Below are 17,359 nucleotides of genomic sequence, written 5' to 3'. Positions count from 1 at the left end.
AGTGATTTGTGCTAAAGACTAAAATCAGTAGTACAATTGCTACGTCAAACATCTACTATAGTTACGACTACTGCCTACAAGTAACTTTCATATAACTTACTAGCTAGTCAGGACAATTAGGGGAACTTAAATCTGGGAGCGTACAACATGAGCAATATATTTTCTAAACTCAGGGATTTTGTTGGGTTGAATGAGCAAGTAGAATACGAATACTACGAAGAAGAAGCTGATACAGCCGATAATTATCAGAATATCTACCAACAAGAAAATCCTCAACCAGCCCCACAGGAAACCACTCCTACCAATCGGCGTTGGCGGGAAAATTCACCTACCACTACAGAAGAAGTAGCACAAACAGTATCCAAACCTATGAGTAATGTTATTGGTATGCCAGGCGCAATTAATGGAATCTCTGAAGTTCTAGTTCTCGAACCTCGCACATTTGAAGAAATGCCCCAAGCAATTCAAGCATTGCGCGAACGCAAATCAGTAGTATTAAACTTGACAATTATGGACCCCGATCAAGCTCAACGTGCAGTTGACTTTGTTGCTGGTGGTACTTATGCCCTAGACGGACATCAAGAACGAATTGGTGAAAGCATCTTCTTGTTTACTCCCAGTTGTGTGCAAGTTAGCACTCAAGGCGGTTTGATACATGAAGTACCTATTAGCCAAGCCCGTCCTGCTCGTCCCGCAGCTACCGCAGCAACGACCACTTGGGGAAATGAACCAGCTCGGATGGCACAGTAAGGCTCAATTAGTCATTAGACATCTGGTAGAAATGAAATATGCGGTTTATATAACCCTTGTAGAGATATTCCATGGAACGTCTCTACATCTCTTTACCACCTACTTATCTATTCGTTGATAGTTTTAAATCCCCAATTTATTGATAAGGATGATTAACTATTATTGACACTCTCAGGGAAGACAGCCACTGAGATTATACTGACAGAATTAGATTAAGAGTTCAGTTTAATCTAATCTCGCTGCGACCGCCAAACGCCGCCTAGACGCTCAAAACAACTGCCAATCAAGGTGTTGAAATTGCGCTTACTTTTATTGTTTTTGTGAATCCATCACTAAGCCAAGACTTGGTACGCTCCACACTCTGCCATTACTCGCTCTTTCAAGTCATACTGCCGTTAGGGCTTGAACCTAACCGTTGTTTCTTATGAGCCGGGATTTCTCCGTACTAGGATGCTTCAACACATAGATGTTTTTTGTTCTTACTCACAATTTAATTGTAACATACCACAGGGATTAAAATCCCTCATGTCGCTTATATCTCAGGGAGCCAAGCCACTGAGTTTTACGCTTACCGGATGCTCTTATAATTGACCACTAACTAGTGACTAATAAATAATGAATATAAAATTTGGACTAATTGGCGGTGGGATAATGGGAGAAGCTCTATTATCTCGCCTGATTACAAGTGGCATTTACCAAGGATCAGAAATTATAGTCAGTGAACCCCAGGCTGAACGCCGCAGCTATTTAGAGCAGAAATATGGAGTAGCTGTCACCACAGATAATAGCCTGGTGTTAGGGGAAGCAAAAACAGCGGTGATGTTAGCAATCAAACCTCAGATATTTAGCGCTGTAGCTCAAGAATTAGCAGATATTCTCCCCAGAGAACATTTACCCCTAATCATTTCTATCCTGGCGGGTGTAACTTTAAAACAATTAGAAGCCGCCTTTCCTCAAGTTCCCATAATTCGGGCTATGCCTAATACTCCCGCTACAGTAGGTGCAGGTGTAACGGCAATTTCTCTAGGTGCTTACACTCGCCCCACTCACCAACAAACAGCACAGCAGATTTTTGCCGCTGTGGGGGAAGTTGTGGAAGTACCGGAAAGCCTCATGGATGCAGTCACAGGATTATCTGGTAGTGGACCGGCTTATGTGGCATTGATGATCGAATCTTTAGCTGATGGGGGTGTGGCTGTGGGTTTACCCAGAGCGATCGCTCAACAACTAGCTGTACAAACGGTATTAGGCACAGCCACACTGTTACAAGAAACAAAAATCCACCCCGCTGAACTCAAGGACAGAGTTACCAGTCCTGGGGGGACAACCATTGCCGGTGTCAGCGCCTTAGAAAAAGCCGGTTTTCGTTCTGCTGTTATTGAAGCCGTAAAAGCCTCAAAAGAACGCGCTCAAGAATTGGGGAAAGGGTGATAATAATCCTTTTAAGGTGAGTCAAAAATCTTTTTTTCACTCAAGTTTTTATTCACCTTGAAAGGGATAGATTATGCTGCACTACAAACTTTTTCAACTACTTGTTGAGCATATCCATTATGTTCCCATGCGCCTGTTACTGCTCCAGCAATACTGACAATCAGAAAACCGAGAACAGGAATATCTTGCAACTTTTTGAACTCAGCAATCTGGTAGCATCTACAATCCCCTGTTGATACAACTCGCGCCCAATGTTCACAATTGAAGCGATAAAGTTCATAATGCCAATTTTCGTGAAATTCTTTTACAGAAATATGCAAAGCCTGATGTATCTGTTCTCTGTCCCAACTTCGTGCTTGGTCAGGTTGAAAATGATTCCAATCAATAGGCCAAATTGCCAGCCTTCCAGTATCTTTTTCTCTACCAGCATGAATCGGTTCCCACGCTAGAGAATCCCAATCATTAAGTTGGATCGAGTAATGCAAAATACTATGATTGCGATGATCACGATGCTGTAGTAAGCGTCCGTAGTGTGGATGACGGAAATTACTGTCAATTAGTTCGTGAAGATTTGGCATAATTCAAAGTCAGCGTAAGAGGTGAGGTTGTTGATCCAATCTACCAGTAAAATCACAACTCATACTTACTGTTAATATACTTCACTACGATGAGCGATGGCGAAGCGCGACCTAGGAATCGCTGTCCCCAATTTCATTAACTTAGCCTAGAAAAGCGATAGCGAAGCGCGACCTAGGAATCGCTCAACAACTAGCTGTACAAACGGTATTAGGAACAGCTACACTGTTAGAGAACTCCACAAAAAAATTATCCAATGGTATATTGCCCGTCCTTGTATTATTAGCGGGCAAGATGCCCGCACAACAAGAAATTTTGGGATATTTTTTAAATTGGAAGTCTCTTACAAGAAACAAAAATCCACCCCGCTGAACTCAAGGACAGAGTTACCAGTCCTGGGGGGACAACTATTGCCGGTGTCAGTGCCTTGGAAAAAGCCGGTTTTCGTTCCGCTATCATTGAAGCCGTGAAAGCCTCGAAAGAACGCGCTCAAGAATTGGGGAAAGGGTGATAGGTGAGGTTGTTTTTCTGATAGTGCAACACGGAAAATTGCAAAACACGGCGGTTTCTGGTTGCTAACCCAGAAATATACGCTCCCGATTAACCACGTTTAATGGGTAAAATACGCACCCTAGATTGAGCTTTGTCAACTGTTAGCAACGCACCGGAAAAAAGAGAAGATTCAAACTGGTTCAGGGCTGAAATTACTATATTTTCAATGCTGCTAGGCAAAATATCCTGAGTCCGAACCTGAATAACACTGGGAGTATTTGCACCCGTGGCAGCTAACAGAGAACCGAAGTCTAAATCGTGGGTAAAGACAATATATCCATTAGTTCTTGCCCACTCCATAATTACCGAATCTTTCTCACGGGTATCGCCAACGGTAGACCAGTGGACAGCGGTAATGTTATACCTCCCAAAAACCGCTACCCAATCGGGGGAAAGATTCATATCAATCAAAATTTTCATGCACTTATCAACGGGACTTCAATTTCTTCAGCCCGCCATGCAGCATAGGCAAGAGCTTCATAGATATCTGCTTCTTCAAGGTATGGGTAAGCCTTGAGAATATCATTCGCACTGTGTCCAGATGCCATTAGTCCAACGATAGTACCAACTGTGACACGCATTCCCCGGATGCAGGGTTTGCCGCCCATTACTTCAGGGTTGCGGGTAATTCTAGTAAGATTTTGCATGGCTGTTGCCTCACTATGGCTGATTGGATTGGTCAACCTAAAAAGGCTGCGTTAATCTTTTCTATTATCGCACCCTACAAGTAATGCGATAGCGAAGCGCGACCTAGGAATCGCTGTCCTAAATTTCATTCACTTAGCCTAGAAGGTGATAATAACTTTTCAAGGTGACTCGAAAATCTTTTTTTCACTAAAGTTTTTATTCACCTTGAAAGGGATAGATGTTTAGAATTAAGAATATTGAAGAGGACTTTAGTTATGAGTATTATCATCTCTGATGAACTTCTAACCGCGACTCGAATGAATGAAGGGGAAATGAAGCAAGAAATTGCCGTTTTGCTGTTTCAGAAGGACAAACTTACTCTGGCTCAAGCAAGCCGATTTGCAGGGATGAACCGGATTGCTTTTCAACATCTATTAGCAAGTCGTCAAATCCCGGTGCATTATGGTGTAGAAGATTTTGAACAAGATATTAAGAATCTACGGGAGATGGGTAGGTTGTGATCACTGGAAGCCATAAGTTAAATGTATTTGGTAAATTTGTTGGTGAATATCAATCATTCATCTTCCAATAGATGAGGTGCTATATTTGAAACAGCCCAAACCACTTGCTCGTTATCCTTATTTTCTTTGAAAAGTTCTTCAATTAGGTTGATAGCTTCAGATCCTCCTACTCCATTCATCAACAAGAGTGTAGCATTTTGATAAATCCCCTGAGAGGGATGTTTTAAAGCTCGCACCAAATTTTCTGGAGAAATATAAATCTCTTTAGCACGTTCCCATTTTGGATCAGCAGGTACTTCGGGTATTTTAGAGTGCAGTGAAATATAATTTTGATCACTAATTTCTAGAATTTTATCCCAAGCCCAATCAAATGTTTGTGAACTATTTTTCAATTTCATTTTTTCTCCATTTAATGCAGATTCAATAATATCCAAGTCGTGAAACTCTATCTGTTTTAGAGCTATTAGTGCCTCTATAGCTATTTTCTGAAGTTCAATATTTAGCGCGGTAATTACACCCTTGATTACAGAGTCAACTGCCTCTAAATCGTTATTTTCACTCAGAACATCCCAATCCCAAATCGGCATCTTCAACCAACCCATACCTTTGACAAGAATACCTAATGCAATTAGTTCCTGTTGTTGCTGGAGAGATATAGATAAATTTGATTTATTATCAGTTACACGAAGTACAGCTTCTAAAAATGATTTATCTGCATACTTTATTTGTTCTCTGCGCTTCACACTGGTTAATAAATTTTGTGGATTCATGAATGCGTTATCTTGTATTAGTTCTCTCGAAAAGATACTCCAGTCTTTTCTATCCTCTTTCTGATCATTATTCTTAAGCTGTTCAGAAATATGATTGTGGAGAATTTTGGATAAATCTATTATTATTCCAGAACTCAATTTTTTACTCCTAATTTCTTCTTTAATATGTTTAGCTGTTTCTAAATTTGGCTGTTTCTTGAGGAGTAATTGAAACCCTTGAAGCAAAACTTGGTTCTGGAACTCTCTTCCATATTTTCCATAATCTTTCAATTTTCGCGGTGTGAATGGACTATATATTCTTGCTGGTTCAGCAATACATTCATCAATAACTTCTTTTAAGATACTTAAATCTACATATTTATCGCCACATTCTAAAACCAGTCTAACCACTGCTAACCGTGTCCATGATTGAGTATGATTAGATAAATTTTGTGCAATATTTCCAATTAAGTCTGTAGCTTGAGGTATTAAACTAAGCAGTGCTTTAGCTGCGTTAATAACCACAGAAGGATTTGGTGATTCTAGTTGTATCTGTAAGCGATTAACTACTGCTTTTACAAGCTCAAATGGCGCATCATTTACTTCCGTTAAGGCTTTAGCAGCCAGCAAAATATCTGTTGAATTTATATTTTCTAGATTATCAAGTTCAAGTAAATGGTTAACAATTATGTCTACCTTACCTAATCCAGCCGCAAATAGTATGACTTCTTGCCACTTAATATCCTGTCTAACGCCCTCTAACCATGTGCATATTTTTTGATCATCTAAATTAGAAACATACTTCCCTGCTGCATATTCACAGAGAGTAAGATGAATAAAGTTAATTGTATCGTTTAATCCAACTTTGTTTCTCTCAAAGATGCGACGTTGTTCCCAAAAAGAGATATATTTTTTAACCTGAGTTTGCATTTCTAATTTTGTAAAGCTGTTTAATTCACTTAATAAAGCATTAGTTAATATCTTATTAAATTCACTTTCTAAAACTTCAGGTTGATACATTAATTGCCAACCTGCTATTTCGATTGTACGTTGTGCAATTGGCTCATCTTGTTTGTTGATTTTGATAGATTCTCTATCTTGTGTGTCTTGCTGGCAAAGCAAATGCACAATATTTCCATAAATACTTGCGCGATTTAAAATACTATTTGCGTCAAATAAAAATAGTTGAGTAAGAAACCCCAATAATAGCGGGTTTCTAGCTGCTAATGAAGCTGTTTGAGTATTTATTAGCCAATTCTCAAATAAAATTTCTTGCTCTTTGAGAGTTTCTTTATTAATCGAATGTATTTCAAAAATTCTTTTGGCAAATTTTAAGATGTCTGATATTTCTAGAGGTAGGATTTCTACCTGTTCCCAATCAGAAAAATGTTCTAGCCCGTAACCAGGTCGCGTAGTTATGATAATTTTAGTCATAGTGCTGCCTATTGCCCAATCTGTTAGTTTGCTGGCGATATTAGCTCCGTCATCACACTCATCAAACCCATCTAATAAAAGATAATCAGGACAACGCAATGAAAATTTTAATTGATCCTCATTAACACCAGAACTGTCAGCAGCAGCTTTAAAAATTGCATCTTCAAATGTTTTACCTTGCTGTCGGCATAGGTTACTAATGTGCTTTAGACTGACACGCAAAACTTTTTTCTCTAAAACACATAGCTGATGAGCTAAACACTTTAACAAGGTACTTTTTCCGCTTCCTGGATTACCTACTACAACAGTTAGATCGTAAAGTTCAGGAATAAATTCCGCTTTAAAAATTGCCTGATCATCATCACCGTTGTTTTGCTTTACTTTGAGTGATATCCAATCAGTTTCTATAGACAGCTTTTTTTCAATTCCCAAAACAATAAAGTCAGAGGTAGTTTTTTCAAGCCATTTCCTATAAAGTTTGGCTGTAATAGCCGGATTTGAACTGTTTGCAGATAGCTGAATAGATTTACTACCCAATAGTCGTGCTATCCCTTCTGCATCACGACGGCCTCTATTGGTAATAAGTTTACTTGCATCTGCCACAAGGATATTCCAGGCTTGACTTAGTTGATTCTTGTCTGCTAAAACGTGTAAGAGCATTTCCTGTGCAAATTTTGCTCCTTGGGTATCATCTTCAAGATCAACAACTATAATCAAAAGCCGCCTGAAAAGTGATTGATTATCTGGAATACCCTTTTTGGCAAATTCGTTGATAACCTCATCCGTTATTCCTGTGAGGTCATCTGTTCGCCCTTGTCCAAGTCTCTTTAAATCTTGGCGGAGTTCATCTTTAAAAGTTCCGCTTGCAGTAGAGTCAGTTAACAGAATGCAATACAGATAGGGATTTTCTGCGAGTCCGTGGGCTAACTTTAGAATTGCCTTCCAAAACTTTTCATTCTTCTGTAAACGATGTTTGACTTGAACTTCTACTGTTGTACCGTCTTCAAGCGTAATCTTGATATCGTCCCCAGGTCCATTAGTTTCTGCTGCTACAGCAATCGGAATATCAGGATTTGAGTGTTCAATCCAGCCTAATTTTTGCTGAGTTAATATATGGGCTGCAACATAAGCTGTTACCCTTGCTTGATATTCGTATCCACCATTACCACCACTTCCGCTCATCTTAACCTCCTCACAAACTCCCTTCTAAATCTTAGATTATAAGTAATCGCTCCTATCCCGAAACATCATTTAAAATAATAAATCAGGGTGTTGGTATCCAAAACGTACATCTAAAGGCTCTCCCGCAGAATGTCTTGTCCTGATTCGGTGCGAATTTCTTCTAAAGTAGGAAAGTCATCTTTCCAAGTTCCAGCAAGTGAATAAACAAATTCTGACCAAGGTAACTGGTCAATATTGTTGACAGTTTGCTTAGTATTTAGATGTTTGGCACGGATAAATTCAGCAAAAGTCAAAATCTCATCAGCTTGATCTTGGGGAAGAGTTTTGACAAGTGCATAAATCTGTTCAGCAATTATGCAGTAGTTTACGAGTGGGCAGGTAGTAACTATTCTGCATACATTCCAGATTTACCTGGATGTGTTGCCTTCCGCGAGCGGAGCTATCACAGGAGAATAGAAAGTTACTTTTGTGAGACTATTATTTGCTATGAAGTCCTCTAAAATTGCTTGAATTACAGGCACACTTACAGCATTACCAAACTGTTTATACGTTGCACTATCATCTGAATGAAGAATATAAGACTCTGGAAAGCCTTGTAATCTTGCACATTCACGAGGCGTTATTCTTCTGGGTCGCCCATTTTGGACTACACCCAACTTATTCGCATCTGATGATGTCAGGGTTATGGAAATACTCTCAGGATCGAGAAACTTAAAAACTTCAAAAGACATATTTCCACTCACAGGATTATATCTTCCATTCATTTCCTTAAGATATTTTTTTTCAATGAGTGAATTAATAATATTTTCGATATTTTCATGATCAAAAAATGTCTTAATTTGTTCTAGAGTTAAGCTTTTACCATCTTGGTGATCACCAAATTCTTTATGCCTTCTATGGGATATTAAGGCATCCATAAAATCACGCTCATCCTTTGTACACTTGCCTTTAATCCCTAAATGCCAAGAATGGATAGAATTGCCTCCACGAAAGTCAATAAGCCGAACACCATGAAGCTTTTCAAATTGACCATCTACAGCATCAAAAAGTTGCTGTTCAAATTGTTTTGAGAGATAATAATTTTCAGAACATTTTTTTTCCAGAATATGTTTAACCTTGATAACTGAATCAGTTTGATCAAAAAGACTTAGCTGATATTGCTGTTGTTTAAAAGTATGAGAGTCAGTAGCACCTTTATCTGACATAAGTGTAATTACTGGCTTTTTACCAAGTAGCCCTAATATGTATATACGAACACGATTTTGTGGTACACCAAAGTTACTACTGTTGAGTAAAAGATAATGAACACCGTAACCAAGTTGTTCCAAAGCATGAATAATTGTTTTAAAGGTTCTACCCTGATCATGTGTTGTTAAACCACGGACATTTTCAAGCATAAAACTTTGTGGCTTATGAATTTTTAGTAGTCTTTCAATTTCAAAAAACAGCGTCCCTCTGGTATCTCCAAAGCCTTGTTGTTTACCCGCGTAGGAAAAAGATTGGCAGGGAAAACCAGCAAGCATAAAATCAAATTCAGGTATTAGATCAATTTCTCGGATGTCTCCAGTAGGTTGATCATCAAAGTTTAGTATATATGTTTCAATAGCTTTTTTATCAATTTCAGAGCTAAGTACACATTGAGATTCTATGCCCAAAACATCACACGCTTGCTGAAAACCGAGGCGCATTCCACCAATACCTGCAAAAAGATCAATAAAACGAATCATGGCAAACTCTCACGCAAAAAATCAGCTAAAATATCAAACTCACTATCAGAATAGGCAACTGTACAATGGCTATGCTTGCAAATTGTAGAGATAGCAGCAGAGCGTTGGAAATTTCCAGCCCCATCAATAACATAGGCTATTTTGTGACCAGCAGCGTTGATCAGAGCTTGTCTTTCGGCTGCTTGTCCTGCTTTTCTTTCTATTGTGCTGTTGGTTGTTACTTGAAAACTAACTTCAATTCCAACACTTTTGCCTCCTTTTGTGACAACTACATCAAAAGGCATTCCAGTGGTTTTACCATAACCATGCAATATAATTGATCCATTACTGGTAATATTGAATTCATTTCCCAATTTTTCTTTCAGGTACTTGACAATATAACGTTGTGCTAATTGCCCTAAAGAATTTGCATTTGCACCACCTGTTATTCTACTAATAACAATATATCTTTGCTTTATATGACGTTCTAAACTAGCTTCATCACCAAGCAAAGAGCCAAGAAGACAGACTTCTAAGCCAGCTTGTTCGGATACATCAGAAGTGCTGGCATAAAGCAAAATCATCGTCATGTCACGTTTAAGACTATCAAAAGGTTTATCTGATTGCAACCCATTTCCATCAATATCAAGTTTTTCATTACCTAAGCCTTTAACGGGCATTGACTCAAAGACATACTGGTAATTTGTTCCTCTCCAGACATAATCCATGACTGGTTTACCCGTCTTATCTCTTTTAGTAAAAATATCTGTGAAACTTTTTCCCAGTCTTTGAATGGGTTCACCACCATAGTCCGAAATAATATTTGATTGAGCTTGCATGACAAGCATTTTAGCTCTTGACCAAAGAATAAGCAAAAATTAATGTTTAAGATATAACTGTATAATTAAACACAAAATGATTGATTGTCTTTAAAATAGTAAATCAGGCTACGATTTGTGCTTTTCCTCTCAACATAGTAAATCACTAATCAAGTTATGATGGCAAATAGTCTGCTTGTAAATTATGAAGGTTAGAGAAGTTCTCAAAATCCTGGAAGCAGATGGTTGGTATATAGATCGCACCAGAGGTAGTCATCGTATCCTCAAACATCAAAGTAAATCAGGTATCGTAGTTGTACCTGGAAAACCAAGTGATGACATTCCAGTCGGTACACTCTCATCAATTTGGAATCAAGCAAAATTATGAACGAAAAAATGATTGAGTACACAGTCATCTATGAACGTGGACAGACAAACTGGGGCGCTTATGTTCCTGACTTACCTGGTTGTGTCAGTATTGGTGACACTTTGGCAGAAGTACAGGAAAATATTAAAGAAGCGATAGCTACGCTCGCCGAAGGCATCGCACTGTATCTAGAAGTATTGAAAGAAGATGGACAACCCATACCCGAACCTTTTACCCAAGTTGGTAAATAAAGTTGCAGTGACTAAGAGTATAGTATTATACTAACCGTTAATATTCAAAACCATAGCTAAAGCATTAGTAATTTCTTTGATTATTTCATCGGAAACTGTTCCAACTTGCTTGATTAGTCGTTGTTGAGAAACTGAACGCACTTGAAAAGTATCTACTGCGGATGACTTGCTTAAATTATTCTCTTGTGTTGGTTCAATCTGTATCATCCAGGGTATTTGTACAAAGACTTCATTCCATCCTGTAATTGGTACAACAACCTTCAAGCGTAAAATACCTAAATCATCATTACTAACTATTACACAAGGTCGAATTTTACTAATTTCATCACCTACTGTGGGATCGGCATTATACAGCCAAATTTGACCTCTACGCATAATCATGATATTCATAAAAATTTTCATCACAACTATCAACAAACTCTGTCAATCTGCTTCCTTCTTCATAGTAGGAACGCATAATTTCAGCAGCAGCAGTTAAGCTCAGTTTTTTGGGTTTCTGTATTTCTTCACGGATGAGTTGTAATGCAAATTCAATCATCTCTAGTCTTTCGACATTAGGCATTTCCTTGATTGCTTCCAAAATTTGAGGGTTAATCATAATTTTTCATACTGGGATAGCTGAAATTATTCTATCGTAGTTGAAAAAGTTGCAATTACGATATAAACACAACGAGTCAAACATAAATAAATATACTATGCAAGGATTAGCCGTTACTGAAACTATCACCACTATCTCTGAAGCAGAAACACGATTTGGACTAACCCGAAGTAAATCTGAGGATTTTTTTTACAGAATGGCATAATCAATTACCTGAGATTAATCCCAATGACCGCACCAACCTAGAAATTTTATGGCAGCGTTATATTTATCACCGTTCTAACGGACATTTGTTAGAAAGTACAGTGATGCTATTACTTGTTTCTCCATTGCTGACCGTTGCAGGTTTAGATGATCCACCTTTTCTCATCAAAGCTGAAGAATCTGTGCAAATAACAGTAGCTGATAGCGAAGAAACTCTACAGAGTCGAATAGATGTACTGGTATTGCGCGATTGCCTATGGATAATTGTTTTAGAATCCAAAAAAACTATGCTATCAGTTTGGTCAGCATTGCCTTCTTCCTTCGCGCTCTATCTCTATGGCTCCTGGGTCGCCACGCAAGCTATCGAGACGCTCCGCGAACGCGTCTTCGTGGTTCATTAAATAGGGTCTCTGTGATTTATCGACATCTAGCTGCTTTATTACTTTAGAAACCCTATTTTTCTGACTTGATGGCATGGTTTCATAAGCCATCAAAGCTTTTTCTCTGAACTGTATGGTCATCTTAATATCTCCATACACAAGCAGGAAGGAAAGAAATCAAAGATTTGTCTCTATATCATAGCTTTATTTAATCATTTCATTAACGTACCCTAAAATATAGTGCGATAGCGAAGCGCGACCTAGGAATCGCTGTCCTCAATTTCATTCACTTAGCCTAGAAAAGCGATAGCGAAGCGCGACCTAGAAATCGCTCAACAACTAGCTATCCAAACAGTATTAGGCACAGCTACACTATTACAAGAAACAAAAATCCACCCAGCCGAACTTAAAGACAGAGTTACCAGTCCTGGAGGGACAACCATTGCCGGTGTCAGCGCCTTAGAAAAAGCCGGTTTTCGTTCCGCTATCATCGAAGCTGTCAAAGCCTCGAAAGAACGCGCTCAGGAATTGGGGAAAGGGTGATAATAACTTTTCAAGGTGACTCGAAAATCTTTTTTTCACTCAAGTTTTTATTCACCTTGAAAGGGATAGATGTTTAGAATTAAGAATATTGAAGTTCTATTTTCACCTTCCCAACCTATATGAACTACTAGATAGCGATTTCTTTGAATATCAAATATTAACTCGATTTCTGTTCCTTCAGAGCAATGACCGTCTGTATGTGTTCCTAACACTTGTTGTACTAATTCAGGGTAATCTAATTTTTCCATAACATTGGGAACTGGTTTAATTTCTGCAATTGCTTTACCTGATTCGATGATAATAATAGTTTCTCCTGCTGCTACTTGGTGAAGATAGCTGGTGAAGTTTTTCTGGATTTCATCAATGGTTACGGTTAGCATGAGATGATTTTGTAGCAATGTCAATGATAATTAATTTATGATTCATCAGATAATAATTGTTCCAATATTTCTTCTGTAAGTCCTTTAGCTTGAGCATTTTCACCAATTCTATCGAAAACACTTAGTAAATCTTCCTCTGCTTGGTCTTTTTCATATTTAGAGATAATATCTTTTACTATTTCTCGATAATCTAAGGTTTCCATAAGACTATAAAGTTATGAAGCTATCTGATAAATTACAGGTTTATATCTTGCTTGGTGGAATCGGTTTACCTTCTATTTCCGCAGCTTCTAACCAAGCAGCTTTAGCTTTCAAAACTTCTTGTAGTGCTTCTTCTTCAGTTAAACCAAATCCTGAACAATATTTTAAATCAGGAATATCAGCAATATAACCTTCATCTTCTTTACTGTAGAAAATATTAATGTGATACTGCTTCATTGCTCATCCTCCAAAGTGAGTGCTTATGCTTCAATCAAAATCAAAAATTGACGAACCTGATAAGGAATAGCTTTACCATTGCGATTTTGTAAGTTAATAAGTTCAGGGATAGTTGGATGAGTAAAAATGTGATGATTACCGTTGATACGTGATAACGAAAAACAAAAGGCTTCAACTAAAGTCACTAAATCATCAAATTGAATATTTCTAGAGCCAGAAAGGACTTTCTCTAGTAACTTACGCTTTTTTGACATTACCTTATTTTATCATTGTTTCACATCAAGTTTTATCCTACTATCATTATTCTTTACCTAGTAATAATTCGTAGGTTGGGTTAAGCTGCATCGCAACCCAACGCAATAACATTATCAAGATGTTGGGTTTCGTTCCTCAACCCAACCTACATAACTTGACTAAAGCTATTTTAACTGTATTGTGAAATATATCTTTTGCTGACATAAAAATTTAAAGTGATATTTTATCTTAGATAATACCTTATTTTTTAAGTAATGGCTCTGTATTATATTTGTAAGTTGGGTTAAGCTGCATCGCAACCCAACGCAATCAAATTATAAAAATATTGGGTTTCGTTTCTCAACCCAACCTACAACTAACCCACTGCAAAACCAGTAAATTCCCTCACAAAAGGAGATTTAAAACCTAAAACTATATCGGTTTTTGGTACTCTTAATTCTACCAACTCACTAGCTACACCTTCTTCAGTTAAATCTCTCTGAATCCAGATTTTTTCATTGATAATATCTACATGAATAACTGTACCATAAGCCCTTTCGTTATTGTGCCATCCTACATGAACTACTAAATAACTATTTCTTTCACAATCAAAAATTAACTCCTTTTCTGTTCCTTCTGATCTATGATTTTCGGTATGTCTTGCTAACACGGTTTTTACTAATTCAGGATAATTCATTCTTTCCATAAAACAATCTCCTGTTTAATAATTTCAAAAATCAATAATTTTAATTTATGTTCAGCAATTATTTCTTGAATAAACGGAATTAGAAAAAACTCTTTGTATATGTCATTACCAATTGCTAAATATAAGATACGGTTGGGTTCTTTTTTTCTTAAAACAGTACGATAATTAAGTGTTTGTCCTAAAGCTGTATGAAATTCAGTAACTTCAGATTGTCCTAAAAAAGATTTTACCTCAACTGCTATTTTTTGACCTTCTTTTTCTGCTCCTAAAAGTCTTTCTGCTCCTAAATCAATTCTAAAGTCAAGACCATCTACTGTAAATGATAAAGGATCATTAGTAATTAACCAACCATCTTTTTCTAAAGCTAACCTGACTGCATTATGAAAAAAATCTTTCGCTGACATAAAAACTTACAATAACACCCTCCATCCCATTATATAGGAATCCGGTTTGATTCTTGGAAAGATACGTAGGGTATGTTAGCGATCGCGTAACGCACCAAAATCTTGATAATGGTGCGTTACTTATTTTATACTAACGTAATCTACAATGCTACAATACATGATGGTGTATTAATTTGGGAATTTACAAACAGCCCTGGCGATTAGAAATCGCGGCTATACAAACGAAGTCCACCTTCGTGGACTAAGGGACTTCCAAGAAATAAATTATCCCAATAAATGAACCACAGAGGCACAGAGAACACAGAGAGAGAATTTTTGCGTCAGTTTTGGGACATTTTTTTATTTGGAAGTCCCTAAAAACAAGATTTTTGAACCCGCGAAGGCGGGTTTAGTCTGTGTAGACGCGAATTATATTCGCTGGGTGTTTAAATATTTTTTGTTTCGCGCAAAGTCGCAAAGGAGCAAAGACGCAAAGTAATACAAGTATCATAATATATGATATACAAGTAAACAAGGTTGAATAAGCTAACTTTACTCAATTAGTGATTAAAGAGGTATTTCTATGATATATATCATTACCATTTTGATAGCCATAATCTTAATTATGAGCTATCTTTTATTTACAAAGGATAACAACCAGCAACAGAACATTGACACGCAAGGTTTTCGGAATGCAGTTAAATATAATTTAATTATTAAAGTTTTTTTAGATATATTTTCTCAATCTCAGCAGTTGAATACAAAATTTGAAAAATTGACTGGTGACAATGAATCTTTAAAACAGAAGATTGAGAAATTTGAACAACAAATTACTATTTTACATCAGGAATATCAAACAATATTAGAACTGACTAATAAATTACAGATACAAAATACTATCTTTAATCAAAGAAATCAAGACTTAGAAACAAACCAAAAATCATTTATTCAAAAATTAGGTGGTATTGTTTATAAGGAAAATTTAGAAGACAAAACATGGGATTTAGTTTTGGAAAAAACTCAGTTGTTAATGAATGAGCGAAATGAAGCATTGATAAAAATTCAAGCTTTTAACCGAGAAAATGAAGTTCTTAAACAAGAAAATAAATTTCTTACTCAAGAGAAAAATAACTTTAATCAATCTCAAGAAATTCTCAAGTCTATAATCACTACAAAAGATGGTGATATTAATTCCTTAACGCAGAAGTTGAGAGTTTTAGAATCACAAATTAATGAGTTACAATCTAAACATGATCATAATATTGAGTTACAGAATATTCAAAGTGAATTAAATAAGGTTCAATCTTTAATAATTCAAAAGGATGGTTTCATTCAACATTTAGAAATCGAAAAAGGTGAGAATTTACAAAAGATATCGTCATTAGAAGCGATTGTTATTACTGAAAAATCTAATTGTGAATCACTGACACAAGAGAAAATGATTTTGAATAGTCTTGTTCAACAATTAGAAGAGGAAATTAAAGTTTTAAATGATAAACCTATAGATAGTGATATAGAAAGGTTAGAATCTCAGATTGCTCAAAAAGATAATGAGATTAAGAAATTAGAATTTGAAAAAAATCAAAATCTTCAAAAAATTAATCAGTTAGAAATACAACTTACTGAAAAAGAATCACAGTTAAAAACAACTATAGAAGATAGTGATAATCGTATTCAAGAATTAGAAAAGGAAAGAGACTCTTTAACTAGAAATTTAAGAGACGTTGAATGGGAATTAAGTGTATTGAAGACTAGTGGTAGTAGCGTTTTAATTGCTCAAAAAGATACTGTGATTAAAAAATTGGAATCTGAAAAATCTGAAATTCTTGAACGTCTCAATTCATTAGCAGAAAGTTTTGATGAATTGGCAGAGGATTTCAGTCAATTAACAGAGGATTTCAATAAATTAACAAGTAATTTTAATGAGAAAGAATACCAACTAGAAGTAGTTACAAGAGAGAAAGAAGTAGTTACAAGAGAGAAAAATTATCTGGATAACCGTGTTAAAGAGTTGGAAGGAGAAAAGTCTTTTTTAATTCAGAAGTTAAGAGATAAAGAATCAGAAGTTAGTAAATTACAGCAGGATATTTTATTTTTAAATGATAGGTTAATAGATAGAGAATCAGAAATTAGTGAATTAGAAGAGATAATAGAGATAATGCCAAAACCAAACATTATAGAAGAATTAGAGCAGTATCTAGAAGAATTAGAACAGGATCTAGAAAATTTAGAAAAGTATGTGGAAGATTTAGAACAATATGCAGAAGATTTAGAAAATTATTATTTAGAGAAGTTAGAACCCTATTCAGATACTCCTGATATCAACGAATTAGAGAAGTTACAAAAACAAATTAATGAGAAAGATAATTGTATTAGGAATTTGAAATCTTATATAAGTCTTCTTTTGGAAAATCAGTCTTTAAAGGAGCTAGAACAGTATCAGTAAACCAAAAAGTTTTTCCCAAAGAGTGATTTTTACGGAGTGCTGACGCTATTGCTACAGACGCAGCAGGCATCACTAACAAAATA

20 protein-coding genes and 5 pseudogenes are annotated in these 17,359 nt (G+C 36.4%); 9 read left to right on the top strand and 16 right to left on the bottom strand.

The features are described 5' to 3' along the window. Positions 1 to 147: 147 nt before the first annotated feature. Together EZY12_10485 and proC are read left to right on the top strand one after the other, a co-directional pair. The gene (locus tag EZY12_10485; protein QSX69952.1) at positions 148 to 750 is read left to right on the top strand and encodes a cell division protein SepF; all 603 of its coding nucleotides are present in this window, start codon (positions 148 to 150) and stop codon (positions 748 to 750) included. A gap of 615 nt (positions 751 to 1,365) precedes the next feature. Next, positions 1,366 to 2,181: a pyrroline-5-carboxylate reductase gene (gene proC, locus EZY12_10480; protein QSX69951.1), complete on the top strand. Its 816-nt coding sequence runs from the start codon at positions 1,366 to 1,368 to the stop codon at positions 2,179 to 2,181. A 71-nt stretch (positions 2,182 to 2,252) separates the two neighbouring features. On the opposite strand, the gene EZY12_10475 is transcribed toward proC, so the two are convergent. After that, the gene (locus EZY12_10475) at positions 2,253 to 2,759 is read right to left on the bottom strand and encodes a hypothetical protein (protein QSX69950.1); all 507 of its coding nucleotides are present in this window, start codon (positions 2,757 to 2,759) and stop codon (positions 2,253 to 2,255) included. A gap of 338 nt (positions 2,760 to 3,097) precedes the next feature. Between EZY12_10475 and EZY12_10470 the strand changes: the two are divergent. Beyond that, positions 3,098 to 3,268 (top strand): annotated as a pseudogene (locus EZY12_10470) (pyrroline-5-carboxylate reductase). An 89-nt stretch (positions 3,269 to 3,357) separates the two neighbouring features. On the opposite strand, the gene EZY12_10465 reads toward EZY12_10470, so the two are convergent. Both EZY12_10465 and EZY12_10460 read right to left on the bottom strand, forming a co-directional pair. Next, on the bottom strand, positions 3,358 to 3,729 hold the full coding sequence (locus EZY12_10465) for a DUF5615 family PIN-like protein (protein ID QSX69949.1): 372 nt from the start codon (positions 3,727 to 3,729) through the stop codon (positions 3,358 to 3,360). Then, positions 3,726 to 3,956 carry a DUF433 domain-containing protein gene (locus EZY12_10460; GenBank protein QSX69948.1) on the bottom strand — a complete coding sequence of 77 codons (231 nt, stop codon included), beginning with the start codon at positions 3,954 to 3,956 and terminating at the stop codon, positions 3,726 to 3,728. Before EZY12_10460 ends, EZY12_10465 begins: the two co-directional genes overlap by 4 nt. 255 nt (positions 3,957 to 4,211) lie before the next feature. Between EZY12_10460 and EZY12_10455 the strand changes: the two genes are divergently transcribed. After that, entirely contained in the window at positions 4,212 to 4,457 is a 246-nt protein-coding gene (locus EZY12_10455; GenBank protein ID QSX69947.1) for a UPF0175 family protein, read from the top strand. 53 nt (positions 4,458 to 4,510) lie between these two features. Here the strand turns inward: EZY12_10455 and EZY12_10450 are convergent, their stop codons facing one another. From EZY12_10450 to EZY12_10435, 4 genes are all read right to left on the bottom strand, one after another. Continuing rightward, positions 4,511 to 7,822, bottom strand: coding sequence for an NACHT domain-containing protein (locus EZY12_10450; GenBank protein QSX69946.1), 3,312 nt, complete (start codon positions 7,820 to 7,822; stop codon positions 4,511 to 4,513). Positions 7,823 to 7,932: 110 nt separating this feature from the next. Further along, positions 7,933 to 8,178, bottom strand: a complete 246-nt coding sequence (locus EZY12_10445) for a DUF2281 domain-containing protein (protein QSX70621.1) — start codon at positions 8,176 to 8,178, stop codon at positions 7,933 to 7,935. 51 nt (positions 8,179 to 8,229) lie between these two features. Next, a complete protein-coding gene (locus tag EZY12_10440) occupies positions 8,230 to 9,549 on the bottom strand; it encodes a DNA cytosine methyltransferase (GenBank protein ID QSX69945.1) in 1,320 nt (439 codons plus the stop codon). Further along, positions 9,546 to 10,367, bottom strand: a complete 822-nt coding sequence (locus tag EZY12_10435; protein ID QSX69944.1) for a restriction endonuclease — start codon at positions 10,365 to 10,367, stop codon at positions 9,546 to 9,548. The genes EZY12_10440 and EZY12_10435 overlap by 4 nt, the downstream gene beginning before the upstream one ends. A 184-nt stretch (positions 10,368 to 10,551) precedes the next feature. Between EZY12_10435 and EZY12_10430 the strand changes: the two genes are divergently transcribed. Together EZY12_10430 and EZY12_10425 are read left to right on the top strand one after the other, a co-directional pair. After that, positions 10,552 to 10,734: a type II toxin-antitoxin system HicA family toxin gene (locus EZY12_10430; protein ID QSX69943.1), complete on the top strand. Its 183-nt coding sequence runs from the start codon at positions 10,552 to 10,554 to the stop codon at positions 10,732 to 10,734. Continuing rightward, the gene (locus tag EZY12_10425; GenBank protein ID QSX69942.1) at positions 10,731 to 10,964 is read left to right on the top strand and encodes a type II toxin-antitoxin system HicB family antitoxin; all 234 of its coding nucleotides are present in this window, start codon (positions 10,731 to 10,733) and stop codon (positions 10,962 to 10,964) included. Before EZY12_10430 ends, EZY12_10425 begins: the two co-directional genes overlap by 4 nt. A gap of 30 nt (positions 10,965 to 10,994) precedes the next feature. Here EZY12_10425 and EZY12_10420 read toward each other — a convergent pair whose 3' ends face one another. Further along, the gene (locus tag EZY12_10420) at positions 10,995 to 11,339 is read right to left on the bottom strand and encodes a type II toxin-antitoxin system PemK/MazF family toxin (protein QSX70620.1); all 345 of its coding nucleotides are present in this window, start codon (positions 11,337 to 11,339) and stop codon (positions 10,995 to 10,997) included. After that, a complete protein-coding gene (locus EZY12_10415; protein ID QSX69941.1) occupies positions 11,332 to 11,562 on the bottom strand; it encodes a hypothetical protein in 231 nt (76 codons plus the stop codon). Before EZY12_10415 ends, EZY12_10420 begins: the two co-directional genes overlap by 8 nt. Positions 11,563 to 11,870: 308 nt before the next feature. Here EZY12_10415 and EZY12_10410 point away from each other — a divergent pair, with 308 nt between their 5' ends. Further along, complete coding sequence (locus tag EZY12_10410) at positions 11,871 to 12,167, top strand: hypothetical protein (protein ID QSX69940.1); 297 nt, start codon at positions 11,871 to 11,873, stop codon at positions 12,165 to 12,167. A gap of 306 nt (positions 12,168 to 12,473) precedes the next feature. Then, positions 12,474 to 12,689, top strand: a pseudogene (locus tag EZY12_10405) (pyrroline-5-carboxylate reductase). A gap of 47 nt (positions 12,690 to 12,736) precedes the next feature. Here the strand turns inward: EZY12_10405 and EZY12_10400 are convergent. The 7 genes and pseudogenes from EZY12_10400 to EZY12_10370 all read right to left on the bottom strand — a co-directional run bounded on the left by EZY12_10400 (position 12,737) and on the right by EZY12_10370 (position 14,851). Continuing rightward, a complete protein-coding gene (locus EZY12_10400) occupies positions 12,737 to 12,937 on the bottom strand; it encodes a XisI protein (GenBank protein QSX70619.1) in 201 nt (66 codons plus the stop codon). A gap of 9 nt (positions 12,938 to 12,946) precedes the next feature. Next, a pseudogene (locus tag EZY12_10395) lies at positions 12,947 to 13,069 on the bottom strand (type II toxin-antitoxin system Phd/YefM family antitoxin). A gap of 125 nt (positions 13,070 to 13,194) precedes the next feature. Then, positions 13,195 to 13,272, bottom strand: a pseudogene (locus EZY12_10390) (XisI protein). Between the two features lie 12 nt (positions 13,273 to 13,284). Next, positions 13,285 to 13,507: pseudogene (locus tag EZY12_10385) on the bottom strand (type II toxin-antitoxin system HicB family antitoxin). Between the two features lie 23 nt (positions 13,508 to 13,530). After that, a complete protein-coding gene (locus EZY12_10380; GenBank protein QSX69939.1) occupies positions 13,531 to 13,761 on the bottom strand; it encodes a type II toxin-antitoxin system HicA family toxin in 231 nt (76 codons plus the stop codon). A 356-nt stretch (positions 13,762 to 14,117) separates the two neighbouring features. Continuing rightward, a complete protein-coding gene (locus EZY12_10375; GenBank protein QSX69938.1) occupies positions 14,118 to 14,447 on the bottom strand; it encodes a XisI protein in 330 nt (109 codons plus the stop codon). Then, on the bottom strand, positions 14,435 to 14,851 hold the full coding sequence (locus tag EZY12_10370; GenBank protein ID QSX69937.1) for a XisH family protein: 417 nt from the start codon (positions 14,849 to 14,851) through the stop codon (positions 14,435 to 14,437). The genes EZY12_10375 and EZY12_10370 overlap by 13 nt, the downstream gene beginning before the upstream one ends. A 604-nt stretch (positions 14,852 to 15,455) precedes the next feature. Here EZY12_10370 and EZY12_10365 point away from each other — a divergent pair. After that, on the top strand, positions 15,456 to 17,276 hold the full coding sequence (locus EZY12_10365; GenBank protein ID QSX69936.1) for a hypothetical protein: 1,821 nt from the start codon (positions 15,456 to 15,458) through the stop codon (positions 17,274 to 17,276). Positions 17,277 to 17,359: the final 83 nt, after the last annotated feature.

This window comes from Dolichospermum sp. DET69, from assembly GCA_017355425.1.
GTDB lineage: Bacteria > Cyanobacteriota > Cyanobacteriia > Cyanobacteriales > Nostocaceae > Dolichospermum.
This window is presented reverse-complemented; position numbering and strand designations above follow the sequence as displayed.